The organism is Shewanella sp. SW32, assembly GCF_025653365.1.
In the GTDB taxonomy this organism is placed as follows: Bacteria; Pseudomonadota; Gammaproteobacteria; order Enterobacterales; family Shewanellaceae; genus Shewanella; species Shewanella oncorhynchi.
The window spans coordinates 19,363-32,997 of sequence record NZ_JAKKSJ010000047.1 but is presented as its reverse complement, the minus strand read 5'-3'; the positions used below and the strand labels follow the sequence as shown (position 1 = coordinate 32,997).

Sequence of the window (13,635 nt, the reverse complement as noted above, 5' to 3'; positions counted from 1 at the left end):
TGGTGTGCCACCCTGGCGTTCTAGTTTTAACTGTCTCACCCATTTATCCATAGTGGACTTACCTACGTTCATCGCCTTTGCAGCTTCGATGATGCTATGGTTTTTATCGAGGACTAATTGGGCTGCTTCAAGTTTGAATTCAGCACTAAATGTTTTTCTGGTTGTCGATCTCATGTGTTCACCTAAAGTCATCTACGAGGTAATAATATCACCTCTATTTAGGTGGCCAAAATTAGTGTGCCACTACAGATCAGCTGTCCGGAAATGCAGGCGTGGATTAATGCGGCTAAAGCAGAGACTGAAATTGTTGCAGCGGATGAAGCGGGTATTGATCGATAAAGAGATAAATCATAGAGATAAAAAAGGGAAAGCCTTGGCTTTCCCTTAATCATTCAAGTACTAACGCGAGTCTTAACACGCATTACACGTCTAATATTATACATCTAGCATTAAACGTCTAAGTTAGCCACGTTCAATGCGTTCGCTTCGATGAACTCACGACGAGGTTCAACTTGATCACCCATCAAACAAGTGAACAACTGATCGGCACCCACGGCATCATCAATCGTGACTTGCAACATACGGCGTGATTCAGGATCCATTGTAGTTTCCCACAATTGCTCAGGGTTCATCTCACCCAATCCTTTATAACGTTGAATGTATAAGCCGCGTTTGGCTTCAGAAATCGTCCAATCTAGCGCTTCGAGGAAGCTGCCGACTTCTTTAACACGATCGCCGCGTTGTACATAGCCGCCTTCTTCAATCATGCCATCTAACGCCGCACCTAACTTACCGATACGTTGATAATCGCTTGATTGGAAGAAGTCATAAGTAAACAGATAGTTAGTATCGATACCGTGTTTACGAATGGTGATCTTAGGCAGATACACTTTACGCTCAGGATCGAGAATCGGCTCAGCAGAATACAGTACACCGCTGTTTTCCATTTCCACCAGCTCATGGATAAAGGCATCGATCCACTCTTTCATCTTGCCTTCATCGGCCAACATCTCGTTGGTGATCATTGGATGGTAAAGCATACGGTTAGTAATGTGCGTTGGATAGCGCTGCTCTAAACGAGCCACAATGGCTTCCACTTCACGATACTGAGTCACTAAACGCTCTAACGGCTCACCTGACATACCAATCGCACCTTGCGTTGGATACACAACAGTGCCATCCAATGCTTGAGTCGTGAGGTATTGAGTCAATGCTGGCTCATCTTTCAAATACTGTTCTTGCTTGCCCTTTTTCACTTTAAATAAAGGCGGTTGAGCAATATACACATAACCACGTTCAATCAATTCAGGCATTTGACGGAAGAAGAAGGTCAACAGCAAAGTACGAATGTGCGAGCCGTCGACGTCAGCATCCGTCATGATGATGATGTTGTGATAACGGGTTTTATCTGGGTTATATTCGTCGCGACCAATACCACAGCCAAGTGCCGTGATCAGTGTGGCCACTTCTTGAGAAGACAACATCTTATCGAAGCGGGCCTTCTCAACGTTTAGAATTTTACCTTTCAGTGGCAAAATCGCTTGGTTCTTACGGTTACGTCCCTGCTTAGCACTACCGCCAGCAGAGTCACCTTCCACTATGTAAATTTCTGAAAGACCAGGATCTTTTTCTTGGCAATCGGCCAGCTTACCTGGCAAACCACCTAAATCGAGTGCGCCTTTACGACGGGTCATTTCACGGGCTTTACGCGCCGCTTCACGGGCACGGGCCGCATCGACAATCTTACCGACAATCAACTTAGCATCGGCTGGGTTTTCCAGCAGATAATCGTTCAGCTTCTCACCCATGGTTTGTTCAACCGCGGTTTTCACTTCACTAGAAACCAGTTTGTCTTTGGTTTGCGAGCTGAACTTAGGATCTGGCACTTTAACAGAGATAACAGCAGTCAAGCCTTCGCGGGCATCGTCGCCAGTCGCGCTGGTTTTGCCTTTCTTGTTATAGCCTTCGTTTTCCATGTAGCTATTGAGGTTACGCGTCAACGCACTACGGAAACCAACTAAGTGAGTACCACCATCACGCTGTGGAATGTTGTTGGTAAAACAGAAAATATTTTCTTGATAACCGTCATTCCACTGCATAGCCACTTCAACGGTAATACCATCTTCACGCTCTTGCATAAAGTGGAATACGTCTTTGTTGACGGGTGTTTTATTACGGTTCAAATAATCGACGAATGCGCTAATACCGCCTTCGTATTTAAAGAATTCATTCTTGTTGTCACGTTCATCAACCAGACGAATACCTACGCCTGAGTTAAGGAATGACAGTTCGCGCACGCGCTTTGCCAGAATTTCAAAGTGAAACTCGACATCGCTAAAGGTATCTTCACTTGGCCAAAAACGGATTTCGGTACCGGTTTTAGTCGCATCACCAATCTCTTTGATTGGTGCATCAGGCACGCCATGAGTATAAAACTGCTCGTATACTTTGCCAGCACGACGAATGGTCATTTGCAGCTTTTTAGATAAAGCGTTTACAACCGATACACCCACGCCGTGGAGACCGCCAGACACTTTATAGGAGTTATCGTCGAACTTACCGCCGGCATGCAATACCGTCATAATAACTTCTGCCGCCGATACGCCTTCTTCCTCATGGATAGAGACCGGAATACCACGGCCGTCATCCTTAACAGAAACCGAACCATCTACATGGATAGTAATCGTAATATCGCTACAGTGGCCGGCTAAGGCTTCATCGATAGAGTTATCGACTACTTCGAACACCATATGATGTAGACCCGTACCGTCGTCGGTGTCACCAATATACATCCCAGGTCTCTTACGTACTGCATCAAGGCCCTTAAGGACCTTAATACTCGAAGAATCGTAACTATTCTCTGACATATTATTCTCTCAATGGTTATTCAATTACCGTTACACGTCCCTGTTCCACATGAAACATCCTACTGGGAGGCGTGTGTAACGAATCGACTATTGCAGCAGGATCAATGGCGGTCACAAAAACTTGTGCTCCGGTATCCGTTAACTGCTTAAGCAATAGCTGCCTATGCTGTGCATCCAACTCGGACGGAAGATCGTCCACAAGATAAATACTGTTTTTATCTATTTGTTGTTTGAGCAACTTTCCCTGTGCAATACGCAGTGCACAGACTAATAATTTCAATTGACCACGGGACAGGGCATCCTGCGCCGGCAAAGTGCCTACACGAAGTCTAAGGTCAGCTTTATGGGGACCGCTGACGGTATGACCTGTGGCCAAATCTCTGGAATATTGGTTTTCGAGTAGTTCTGCAAAATCCGTTTTACTATCCCAGCCGCGCGTAAATGAAACCTTCACATCTACACTCGGTAAAAACTCCCCGATTATACCCTTAAGTAGCTCATTTAACGAGTCTACATAATGGTTTCGTATTTCGGTGACCTGCTCGGCATAGCGCACAAACTCTTGGTCCCAAAATTGAATATGACTGTAAGCGGAACCGTCCCTAAGCAATTGATTTCTTTGCTTAAGAACGCGACGAACATTCGTCCAAGCGCCATAAAACTGTGGGTCAGCATGAAATGCGCCCCAATCGATAAATTGTCGACGGGATTTTGGGCCTTCAAACAGTAAAGAAAAGCTTTCAGGTGTGATCACTTGAATAGGTAAAGCTTCGGCTAAGGTCGACAGACGTTTGACTTTTTCGCCGTCGATTTTCACTTCCGTCTCACCATTGCGAAATCGGCGTAAACCAATTTTACTGTCACCGCGCGCTAAATTTAAAGTCGCAAATAGCGTTAATTTATCGTCATCGTGATTAATCACTCGTTGGGATAAATGGCTGCGAAACGAGCGCCCCATACCGAGGAAATAAATGGCCTCTAAAATACTGGTTTTTCCGCTGCCATTTTGACCATAAATCACGTTAATCCCAGGTGCGGGGATTAACTGTGCGGACTGAATGTTGCGAAACGCTTCGATATTGAGACGGGTCAGGCTCATGCATTACTCATTAAGCCGCGTAAACGGCGTAGGCAAGGATTCATAGCACTTAACGAGCAACTCAATCGCTGCCACAGGCTAAGACTATCGGTAAATGAGTGAAAGAATGGCCAATGCTGTGCATTAAACACTGTGCCGCCGTTAAGCGGCATAGACATCGAAGACAGAGGTACAGACACGGGTAACGTAAAAATCGATGGTTTATAAGCGCATCGGCATAACCACATACATGGAATCTTCTTCCAAATGGTTTTCGATTAGGGCGCTGGAGTTACCATCAATGAGCGTGATACGCACATCATCGGACTTAAGGTTGTTGAGCACGTCCAGTAAGTAACTGACGTTAAAACCAATTTCTAAGGCCTGATTGTTGTATTCCACATCAATGATTTCTTCCGCTTCTTCCTGTTCAGGATTATTAGCGGTGATCTTGAGCAGACCATTTTCGAGTTGAATACGCACACCACGGAATTTTTCATTGGATAAAATAGAAGCCCGCGTCAGTGCTTGCTTCAAGTGATTACGACTCGCAATCACAATTTTATCACCGCCCTTTGGCAATACACGGCGATAATCAGGGAAGCGGCCATCGACTAATTTACTGGTAAATACTGTGTTAGCCGTGGTAGCACGAATAGCATTATCACCAATAGCAATGGTGATATTGAGATCGTCAGACTCCAATAAGCGCGCCATTTCAATTACGCCTTTACGAGGCACAATGACTTGTTTTTCCGGTAATTGTGCTTCAATCGTACGATGACTTAAGGCTAAACGATGGCCGTCAGTCGCTATCGCACGCAACACATTACCTTCAGTTTCAAACAATAAACCGTTGAGGTAATAGCGTACATCTTGGTTAGCCATCGAAAACTGTGTCGAGTCGATAATCGACTTCAACACGCCCTGCTTCAAGCTAAATTCAATCTCAGCTTGGAAGGCTTCAACATTGGGGTATTCTTCTGCGGGCAAAGTAGCTAAGGAAAAACGGCTACGGCCTGAGCGCAGCAACCATTTATTATCTTGTTGTTCGACTTTCAGTTCGCTTTGTTCTGGCAAAGACTTAACAATATCGAGCAGTTTCTTCGCTGGAACCGTAGTACGACCTTCTTCGATATCACCGTGAACCACAGCTTGGCCCACGAGTTCGACTTCTAAATCTGTACCAGTCAGCTTAAGTGAGTGACCACTTACTTCTACAAGGAGGTTAGACAAAATGGGCAAGTTATGGCGTCTTTCTACCGCACCACACACCAATTGCAACGGCTTTAATAGGGCATCCCTATCAATTGAGAATTTCATCGTGTCCAAATTCCTTGTTTTAAGAAGATAAGGTTCTAATCAAATTAGCATAATCTTCTTTAATGTCGTGGCTCTCTTCCCGTAGCTGAGCAATCTTACGACAGGCATGCAACACTGTGGTGTGATCTCGACCACCAAAAGCATCACCAATTTCCGGCAAGCTTTGGTTAGTTAATTCTTTGGATAACGCCATTGCCACTTGCCTTGGGCGCGCGACACTGCGTGAACGACGCTTAGACAACATATCAGCCATCTTGATCTTGTAGTATTCAGCTACGGTTTTCTGAATATTGTCTATAGTGACTAATTTTTCTTGAAGTGCCAAGAGGTCACGTAAGGCTTCACGAACAAAATCAATAGTAATTGGCCGACCAGTGAAGTTAGCGTTGGCGATAACGCGGTTTAATGCCCCTTCTAGCTCGCGTACGTTTGAACGTAAACGCTTAGCAATAAAGAAAGCCACTTCATCGGGCAAGTTAATGCCGCTCTCTTGAGCTTTACGCATCAAGATCGCTACGCGGGTCTCTAACTCTGGTGGCTCAATAGCCACAGTTAAACCCCAACCGAAACGCGATTTCAATCTGTCTTCAACACCGTCGATCTCTTTTGGATAACGATCTGAAGTCAAAATAATTTGGTGATTCCCTTCAAGTAACGCATTGAAGGTATGAAAGAATTCTTCTTGGGATCTATCTTTATTGGCAAAAAATTGAATATCATCAATAAACAAGGCATCGACGCTACGGTAGTAACGTTTAAATTCTTCGATCGCATTGTTTTGCAGCGCTTTAACCATGTCCTGGACAAAACGCTCGGAATGCATGTAAACCACTTTGGCATTAGGATTATTTTTAATGATCCCGTTACCGACAGCGTGCAACAAGTGAGTCTTACCTAGACCTGTTCCGCCATATAAAAATAGTGGGTTATAAGCACCACCCGGATTTTCAGCCACTTGTAACGCCGCAGCCTTACCTAATTGGTTAGACTTACCTTCTACGAAGTTATCAAACTGGTAGCTCGGATTAATGTTACTGCGGTGATTCGCGTTCGCCATAGGCTCGGCTTGGACATTAAACGTCGTGCCTACCGTCGCTTTAGTTTGGGTATTCGCTACACGAGTTGGCGCAATCGGTGCTGGAACACTAGGCTTTTTCGCCGAAGGACGACTACCTATATCGAAACGCAATTTAGGCGCGTCGCTACCCATTTGCTCAGTAAAGAACTGATTAATGATATTGATGTACTTATCTCTGACCCAATCAAGCACGAAGCGGTTGGGCGCATAAAGCACCAGAGTATCTCCATCCATTTCGGCTTGTAACGGTCTGATCCACATACTGAACTGCTGAGCAGAAAGCTCATCTTGCAGTCGTCCGATACATTGTTGCCAAAGTGAAACAGCCACTTAGTTATCCCCAAAAGATCATCAAAAAAGAGGTGTATTCTATAGCGAGATCTCAAGGATCGCTATCCTTAAAAAATATTTATCCCCAGCGAGATCATTCTATGTGGATATCCTCGATCATCAAAGATCCAAAACGATCCTTTTATTCAGCACTAACCGCAAATCCTGCTTTATTAAGCGATCCACATTGATCTATAATGGCGCCCCTTCGATCGGCTCGAAGATCCCCTTCACTACTACATGTAGTGTCCGTACACAGAGTTATCCACATCTTATGGTGTATTCTGGGGATTGATCTAAGGGTACGCTGGCAGAAATAAAGCACTTACTTACTTTCGTTGTTGACGTGACTAAGTATTGTGATTACAATTCGGCCTCTTTTTTGCCCTTACCTCTATCCTAGAGATAAGGATATGTTCACTAATAACAAAGACGGATTGCCATCATGAGTAAACGTACTTTTCAACCTAGCAACCTGAAGCGCAAGCGTTCTCACGGCTTCCGCGCTCGTATGGCTACTGTAGGCGGCCGTAAGGTGCTTGCACGTCGTCGTGCGAAAGGTCGCGCTCGTTTATCTGCTTAATAAGTGGGTAACTAGTTGACTAGCTATACCTTTTCGCGGGAGTTACGTTTGTTAACTCCCGCGCAATTTAAATTTGTATTTTCCAATCCCATCAAAGCATCTTCTGCTGAAATTACCTTGCTCGCTATTCCTAACACGGAACAACATCCGCGTATGGGCCTTACTGTTGCTAAACGCTATGTAAAACGCGCCAATCAACGTAACCGTATTAAGCGCGTGATCAGAGATAGTTTTCGCTTGAATCAACACGACATTCCTCATCTTGATATTGTTGTGCTTGTCAGAAATGGCGTGATGGAAATGGAAAACGCTGAAATCAACAAATTGATAGAAAAGCTATGGCGCAAACTCAGTCGCCGCTACAATGGCTAGCGACCACGTTAATTCGTGGCTATCAAGTATTCATAAGCCCTATACTGGGCCCTCGATGCCGTTTCAATCCCACCTGCTCTCACTACGCTATTGAAGCAATAAAAGTGCATGGAACCGCGAAAGGTTGTTGGTTTGCATTGAAACGCATATTAAAATGTCACCCTTTACATCCCGGCGGTAGTGATCCCGTCCCCCCTAAAAATGATAGGTGTAATAAATAGGCTATGGAATCTCAACGCAATATATTGCTCATAGGACTACTGTTTGTCAGCTTTTTGCTGTGGCAACAGTGGCAAGCAGACAAAGCTCCTAAACCCGTTGCAACCGAATCGTCCTTAGTGGCGAACGCGGCAAGCTCGCACAGTGCCGATGTTCCAGAAGCTGATACAGGTGTTCCTGCTGCAGCAGTTACTGCAAACAGCAAACTGATTACGGTAAAAACAGATCAGTTAGACATTCAGATCAATCCAGTGGGTGGTGACATCGTTTTTGCTGCGTTAGTTTCGCACAAAAAAGAACTAGAGAAAGATCAACCATTCGTATTGCTTGAGCAAACGAATGATTTCACTTATATCGCTCAAAGCGGCCTAATTGGTCGCGATGGTATCGATAGCAGCGCAAAAGGCCGTGCCGCATTTAGCACAACGGCAACTGAATATACCTTAGCCGAAGGCCAAGATACCTTAGAAGTACCGTTAACTTATATAGCTGACAATGGTGTGACTTACACTAAAGTGTTCGTATTCCATCGCGGTAAGTTCAACATAGATGTTGACTATAAAATCAACAACACTTCAGCAGCACCGCTGCAAGTTCAGATGTACGGTCAGATTAAACAAACGATCAAGCCATCTGAAAGCAGCATGATGATGCCTACCTATCGTGGTGGTGCGTTCTCAACGAATGATGTGCGCTATGAAAAATACAACTTTGACGACATGGCCAAAAGTAACCTGAACCAAGCCACTTTAGGCGGTTGGGCAGCCATGTTACAACACTATTTCGTTTCAGCTTGGGTGCCACCCGCAACTGACAGCAACACCATTTTTTCTAGTGTCAGTGCTGGCGGTTTAGCTAATATTGGTTTCCGCGGCGCGGTATACGATATTGCACCTGGTGCCAGCCAAGAAATTAGCTCACAGTTCTATGTTGGTCCTAAGGATCAAGCGGCACTGTCAGCGATTTCTGAAACCTTAAATCTAGTGGTTGATTACGGTTTCTTATGGTGGTTAGCGGTTCCTATTCACTGGCTATTGATGTTCTATCAATCATTCGTCGGTAACTGGGGTGTGGCAATTATTCTGATAACATTAACCGTTCGTGGTTTACTGTTCCCGCTGACAAAAGCGCAGTACACCTCAATGGCTAAGATGCGTAACCTGCAACCTAAGCTGACAGATTTGAAAGAACGCTTTGGTGATGACCGTCAAAAGATGGGTCAAGCCATGATGGAACTGTATAAGAAAGAAAAAGTTAACCCTATGGGTGGCTGTTTACCTATTATTTTACAGATGCCAATCTTCATTGCCTTATACTGGGTATTGCTAGAAAGCTTCGAATTACGTCATGCACCATTTATGCTGTGGATCCACGATTTATCGGTACAAGATCCTTACTACATACTGCCGCTGCTGATGGGCGTCTCTATGTTTGTAATGCAGAAGATGCAACCAATTGCGCCGACAATGGATCCAATGCAAGTGAAAATGATGCAATGGATGCCAGTAATCTTTACCGTATTCTTCCTGTGGTTCCCATCAGGTCTAGTACTGTACTGGTTAGTAGGTAACATAGTTGCCATCACGCAGCAGAAGATTATTTATGCAGGTCTTGAGAAAAAAGGCTTAAAATAAGCCCTACCTTTAGCAAAGCATAAAGTGAAAATAATACTAAAGGCGGCTTAATTAGCCGCCTTTTCCTTTACATGATTTGATAGATATTAGTTTGGTGGGTATTTCCGTGACAACTGACACTATCGTGGCTCAAGCCACCGCGCCCGGACGTGGCGGCGTTGGCATCATCCGAATTTCAGGCAACAAGGCCAGTGATGTGGCTATGGCCGTATTGGGTCATCTTCCTAAAACAAGATATGCCGATTATTGCGACTTTAAAAGTGCAACAGGCCAAGTAATCGACCAAGGCATAGCGCTGTTTTTTAAAGGCCCCAATTCCTTTACTGGCGAAGATGTATTGGAACTTCAAGGCCACGGCGGCCAAATAGTTCTAGACATGCTGATCAAACGTGTAATGGAAGTCGGTGGTATTCGAATAGCCAAACCCGGTGAATTCAGCGAACAAGCCTTTATGAACGATAAGCTAGACTTGACCCAAGCCGAAGCGATTGCCGATCTTATCGATGCCACCAGTGAGCAAGCGGCTAAAAGTGCGCTGCAATCACTCCAGGGTGAATTTTCTAAGGAAGTCCATGAGCTGGTGGATCAAGTCACTAACCTACGTTTATATGTAGAAGCTGCGATTGATTTCCCCGATGAAGAAGTCGACTTTTTAAGTGATGGTAAAATTGCCAATGCACTCTACAAAATCATCGACAAACTTGACCTAGTGCAAGCCAGTGCTAAACAAGGTTCTATCATCCGCGAAGGCATGAAAGTCGTGATCGCGGGTCGTCCTAACGCTGGAAAATCCAGCTTATTAAACGCCTTAGCCGGTAAAGAATCGGCTATCGTTACCGAAATTGCTGGTACAACACGGGATGTATTACGCGAGCACATCCACTTAGATGGCATGCCACTGCACATTATCGATACCGCAGGTCTACGCGATACGACAGATACCGTTGAACAAATTGGTATAGAACGCGCTTGGAATGAAATAAACAGTGCTGATCGAGTGCTATTCATGGTGGATGGCACCACCACTGCCGCCGTTAATCCCCATGATATTTGGCCTGATTTTGTCGATCGCCTGCCCTCAAATTTAGGTGTAACAGTGATCCGCAATAAAGCCGATCTCACTGGCGAAGACTTAATGATGACAGAGGAACAAGGTTATAGTGTTTACCGGATCTCGGCGAAAACAGGCTTAGGTGTAGAACAGTTAAAGCAGCATTTAAAATCACTCATGGGCTACCAGAGTAACCTCGAAGGTGGCTTTATCGCCCGGCGTCGTCACTTAGAAGCCCTTGAACTCGCCGCAAACCATCTGCTATTGGGTAAAGAACAATTAGAAGTATATCTAGCAGGAGAACTGCTGGCAGAAGAGTTACGCATGTGCCAATTAGCACTATCAGAAATCACTGGCCGCTTCACCTCAGATGATCTCTTAGGCAAAATATTTAGCTCTTTCTGTATCGGAAAATAACTAACCTTAATATTATTTCCATATAAATCAGCCCATAGAATATGGGCTGATTTTTTATCTACAACTGAATATTTCCACTCATCGACTAACTCATGATTCGACGTGGCGGTAATGATCTTGCATTTGATAGGATCTTGCATAAAGCGCAAAAAACAATGCCGCCAAGATGGCAAAACCTGCGAAAAAAAACATCTGAAATGCAGTAATACTGATCCCCGTCTGGGCAATTTGTTCGGTCACAGCCGGACTTTTCACACTGACGTTCGCTAGTAGCACCCATAAGTTACCGACGGTCACCGATAAGGTCCAAAAACTCATAATAGTGCCTTTCATGGCTTTAGGCGCTTGGCTGTAGGCAAACTCTAGCCCAGTGGCAGAGACTAATACTTCACCAAAGGTGAGCAAAGCATAGGGCACAATCTGCCAAAATATTGATAATACCGAGCCGCCATCCATCACCAATTGAATGCTACCAACGACTATCCAACTCACGCCCGTGATGGCAATCCCAGCCCCCATTTTACGCAAGGCAGTTAACTTTATCCCCATGCGCTCAATCGCCGGATATAACACAAAGTTATTAAATGGGATCAATAACATAACTAATAATGGGTTTAAAGCTTGCATCATGGCAGGTTCAAACCATTCCGGTTTAGACATGTCATTGGCTTGCAGTATCCATGTGGACGCTTTCTGATCGAACAAAGACCAAAAAGGAGTCACTAACGCAAATAAGATTAAGATCCGTAGTACTGAACGCACCCCATCAACGGCGATATCCGGATGGATCCCCCTAGCGCGTTCGAGTTGCAATGAAGCCCCTGCGCCAACAAATCCCATCACTAGCACTAACGCACAACACAAACCAGCAACGATACCTAAGGTTGGAATATTCACTAAGGCATACGCTGCAGAAATTATCCCAACTAAAGCTAACATTAAACCTATGTTGGCTTGACCAGCGATTTTAGTGAGCAATGCGGTACGAATAACGGGTAAAAAACCATGGGGATTTTTCGGCTCGGGTGGCATATGCACATAACGTTTGCGACCTAACCAGAAGAACACAGTTGCAATAAACATTAAGACACCAGGGATCCCAAATGCGACCGCTGCACCATAATATTTCAATAGTAATGGCATAGATAACGAGGCAAAGAAGGAGCCAAAGTTAATCGTAAAATAAAACAGATCAAACGCTTTCTGCGCCAATGTTTTATTGGTTTGATCAAATTGATCCCCCATAAAGGAAGAAACCAAGGGCTTAATCCCACCCGATCCGAGCGCAATTAAAAATAATCCCGTATAAAACCCTTGAATACTGTGTTCAAAAATAGCGAGAAACGCATGGCCAACACAGTAAATTAAACTTAACCATAAGATAGTATTGTATTTACCGAAAAAACGATCGGCAATCCAACCCCCGAGTAACGGGAAAAAGTACACTCCAATGACAAAGGAATGGAACACATCCTTAGCCATAGTTCCGCGCAGTTCTTCTGGAATAGACAACAAAAGTGCTGTCATCAAGAATGGGGTAAGAATATTCCGCATACCGTAAAAGCTAAAACGTTCACAAGCTTCACTGGCTATGATGTAAGGAATTTGCCGTGGCCACTGGGGCGCATTTACGGGTGTTGTCATGGATCATCCTATTATAATTATTTGATTTTAAATGAAATTAACTTTTTAAATATATTAATTATGTATCAAGAAGCTAAAGGTAACATGTAAGCGAAACCAACCTTATATAAAGGATGCAAAAACTGCAAAAATCACATATTGCTTCTGTGGTCCTATCCACATTTCCTTTATGATGAACATAATAATAGCCATTCAGCTATCTATTTAATTGAAATTAGTTTTAAAAACAACAACACACTGAGAAATCATAATGGCAAAGATTGAAGTAATCGTTGGTACAACATTGGGCAGTGCAGAGTATGTTGCCGACGAAATGATGGCCCAATTAACGGAGCAAGGACACCAAGTTCAAGTTCATTTAACCCCAACATTGTGCGAAATAGACACCCATGCACTGTGGATTATCGTGTCATCAACTCATGGAGCTGGTGATCTTCCAGATAATATTCAGCCTTTTTTCAACGAAATTACCGAGCAAAAACCGGATCTCAGCCAAGTAAACTTTGCCTTATGTGCAATTGGTGACTCAAGTTACGATACCTTTTGCCAAGGCCCAGAAAAATTAATTTCGGCCATTCAAGACTGCGATGCAAAAGCCTTTGTGGATAAGATCCAGATCGATGTACAGCTTGATCCTGTGCCGGAAGACCCAGCCCTTGCATGGTTAGCACAATGGCAACAGGACATTTAAGATCGCTCATTGGATAAGGTCCCGATCTATGTACAGTTTAGATCCTATTTATCCACAATTTACTTATTTAAAGTATAAACATGTGGATAAGCTATTATTTAGATCTGATCAACCTCTGTACTATTCACAGTCCGATCTGCTTAATGATCCGCCTTGTGGATAAGTAGGCGATCTATCCCCATGTTTAATGACATTAGATCGCGATCAGATCACAGGATCAAGATCACGCTAATTAATGATTTATATAATGAATTTGGGTTATGCACAGAAAAACGCGATCCTAATAGTAAACATAATAAGAAGATCTATATAAAGATCTTAAGATCTATTAGTCCGGATCATCTCGAT

13 protein-coding genes and 1 pseudogene are annotated in these 13,635 nt (G+C 44.0%); 7 read left to right on the top strand and 7 right to left on the bottom strand.

What is annotated here, in order from left to right; genetic code table 11:
- Positions 1 to 174: transposase (locus L5M28_RS21015; RefSeq protein WP_263148818.1), on the bottom strand; the 174-nt coding region annotated here is incomplete at its 3' end.
- Between the two features lie 75 nt (positions 175 to 249).
- Here L5M28_RS21015 and L5M28_RS24230 point away from each other — a divergent pair.
- Positions 250 to 339 (top strand): annotated as a pseudogene (locus L5M28_RS24230) (glutathione S-transferase); the annotation flags it as partial.
- Positions 340 to 449: 110 nt separating this feature from the next.
- Here L5M28_RS24230 and gyrB read toward each other — a convergent pair.
- The 5 genes from gyrB to dnaA are packed head-to-tail and all read right to left on the bottom strand — an operon-like array spanning position 450 to position 6,676.
- Positions 450 to 2,867, bottom strand: a complete 2,418-nt coding sequence (gene gyrB, locus L5M28_RS21010) for a DNA topoisomerase (ATP-hydrolyzing) subunit B (RefSeq protein WP_113941413.1) — start codon at positions 2,865 to 2,867, stop codon at positions 450 to 452.
- Positions 2,868 to 2,883: 16 nt separating this feature from the next.
- Complete coding sequence (gene recF / locus L5M28_RS21005) at positions 2,884 to 3,966, bottom strand: DNA replication/repair protein RecF (RefSeq protein WP_263204326.1); 1,083 nt, start codon at positions 3,964 to 3,966, stop codon at positions 2,884 to 2,886.
- The gene (locus L5M28_RS21000) at positions 3,963 to 4,193 is read right to left on the bottom strand and encodes a hypothetical protein (protein WP_219235716.1); all 231 of its coding nucleotides are present in this window, start codon (positions 4,191 to 4,193) and stop codon (positions 3,963 to 3,965) included. Before L5M28_RS21000 ends, recF begins: the two co-directional genes overlap by 4 nt.
- Positions 4,168 to 5,268 carry a DNA polymerase III subunit beta gene (gene dnaN, locus L5M28_RS20995; protein ID WP_263204323.1) on the bottom strand — a complete coding sequence of 367 codons (1,101 nt, stop codon included), beginning with the start codon at positions 5,266 to 5,268 and terminating at the stop codon, positions 4,168 to 4,170. Before dnaN ends, L5M28_RS21000 begins: the two co-directional genes overlap by 26 nt.
- 19 nt (positions 5,269 to 5,287) lie before the next feature.
- Positions 5,288 to 6,676 carry a chromosomal replication initiator protein DnaA gene (gene dnaA / locus L5M28_RS20990; protein ID WP_006083826.1) on the bottom strand — a complete coding sequence of 463 codons (1,389 nt, stop codon included), beginning with the start codon at positions 6,674 to 6,676 and terminating at the stop codon, positions 5,288 to 5,290.
- Positions 6,677 to 7,121: 445 nt separating this feature from the next.
- On the opposite strand from dnaA, the gene rpmH reads away from it, so the two are divergent.
- From rpmH to mnmE, 5 genes are all read left to right on the top strand, one after another.
- Positions 7,122 to 7,259 carry a 50S ribosomal protein L34 gene (gene rpmH / locus L5M28_RS20985; protein WP_006083827.1) on the top strand — a complete coding sequence of 46 codons (138 nt, stop codon included), beginning with the start codon at positions 7,122 to 7,124 and terminating at the stop codon, positions 7,257 to 7,259.
- Between the two features lie 15 nt (positions 7,260 to 7,274).
- Entirely contained in the window at positions 7,275 to 7,631 is a 357-nt protein-coding gene (gene rnpA / locus L5M28_RS20980; protein WP_263204321.1) for a ribonuclease P protein component, read from the top strand.
- A complete protein-coding gene (yidD, locus tag L5M28_RS20975; protein ID WP_006083829.1) occupies positions 7,598 to 7,852 on the top strand; it encodes a membrane protein insertion efficiency factor YidD in 255 nt (84 codons plus the stop codon). Before rnpA ends, yidD begins: the two co-directional genes overlap by 34 nt.
- Positions 7,853 to 7,855: 3 nt before the next feature.
- Positions 7,856 to 9,484 (top strand): membrane protein insertase YidC, encoded by a 1,629-nt coding sequence (gene yidC / locus L5M28_RS20970; protein ID WP_105250801.1) that lies wholly within the window; start codon positions 7,856 to 7,858, stop codon positions 9,482 to 9,484.
- Between the two features lie 106 nt (positions 9,485 to 9,590).
- A complete protein-coding gene (mnmE, locus tag L5M28_RS20965) occupies positions 9,591 to 10,952 on the top strand; it encodes a tRNA uridine-5-carboxymethylaminomethyl(34) synthesis GTPase MnmE (RefSeq protein WP_263204319.1) in 1,362 nt (453 codons plus the stop codon).
- 90 nt (positions 10,953 to 11,042) lie between these two features.
- On the opposite strand, the gene L5M28_RS20960 is transcribed toward mnmE, so the two are convergent.
- Positions 11,043 to 12,596, bottom strand: a complete 1,554-nt coding sequence (locus L5M28_RS20960; RefSeq protein ID WP_263204317.1) for an oligopeptide:H+ symporter — start codon at positions 12,594 to 12,596, stop codon at positions 11,043 to 11,045.
- 250 nt (positions 12,597 to 12,846) lie between these two features.
- Between L5M28_RS20960 and mioC the strand changes: the two genes are divergently transcribed.
- Positions 12,847 to 13,287 carry an FMN-binding protein MioC gene (gene mioC / locus L5M28_RS20955; protein ID WP_105250799.1) on the top strand — a complete coding sequence of 147 codons (441 nt, stop codon included), beginning with the start codon at positions 12,847 to 12,849 and terminating at the stop codon, positions 13,285 to 13,287.
- Positions 13,288 to 13,635: the final 348 nt, after the last annotated feature.

Coding starts and splice junctions, on each gene's coding strand:
- gyrB (WP_113941413.1), bottom strand. CDS start 2,867: ATGTCAGAGAATAGTTACGATTCTTCGAGTATTAAGGTCCTTAAGGGC.
- recF (WP_263204326.1), bottom strand. CDS start 3,966: ATGAGCCTGACCCGTCTCAATATCGAAGCGTTTCGCAACATTCAGTCC.
- L5M28_RS21000 (WP_219235716.1), bottom strand. CDS start 4,193: ATGTGGTTATGCCGATGCGCTTATAAACCATCGATTTTTACGTTACCC.
- dnaN (WP_263204323.1), bottom strand. CDS start 5,268: ATGAAATTCTCAATTGATAGGGATGCCCTATTAAAGCCGTTGCAATTG.
- rpmH (WP_006083827.1), top strand. CDS start 7,122: ATGAGTAAACGTACTTTTCAACCTAGCAACCTGAAGCGCAAGCGTTCT.
- yidD (WP_006083829.1), top strand. CDS start 7,598: ATGGCGCAAACTCAGTCGCCGCTACAATGGCTAGCGACCACGTTAATT.
- yidC (WP_105250801.1), top strand. CDS start 7,856: ATGGAATCTCAACGCAATATATTGCTCATAGGACTACTGTTTGTCAGC.
- L5M28_RS20960 (WP_263204317.1), bottom strand. CDS start 12,596: ATGACAACACCCGTAAATGCGCCCCAGTGGCCACGGCAAATTCCTTAC.
- mioC (WP_105250799.1), top strand. CDS start 12,847: ATGGCAAAGATTGAAGTAATCGTTGGTACAACATTGGGCAGTGCAGAG.